Here is a 365-nt window from a genome sequence, read left to right on the forward strand (position 1 = left end):
CACGTAGACTGCCCGGGCCACGCCGACTATGTTAAAAACATGATCACCGGTGCTGCTCAGATGGATGGCGCGATCCTGGTTGTTGCTGCGACTGACGGCCCGATGCCGCAGACTCGTGAGCACATCCTGCTGGGTCGTCAGGTAGGCGTTCCGTACATCATCGTGTTCCTGAACAAATGCGACATGGTTGATGACGAAGAGCTGCTGGAACTGGTTGAGATGGAAGTTCGTGAACTGCTGTCTCAGTACGATTTCCCGGGCGACGACACTCCGATCGTTCGTGGTTCTGCTCTGAAAGCGCTGGAAGGCGACGCAGAGTGGGAAGCGAAAATCATCGAACTGGCTGGCTTCCTGGATTCTTACAT

General features: G+C 55.3%; 1 protein-coding gene. It reads left to right on the forward strand.

What is annotated here, in order from left to right; translation table 11 throughout:
* Positions 1 to 365: GTP-binding protein (locus tag PGQ95_RS26410; protein ID WP_260619769.1), on the forward strand; the 365-nt coding region annotated here is incomplete at both ends.

The sequence above is a fragment of the Klebsiella sp. 141240 genome (genome assembly GCF_050600805.1).
GTDB lineage: Bacteria > Pseudomonadota > Gammaproteobacteria > Enterobacterales > Enterobacteriaceae > Klebsiella > Klebsiella aerogenes.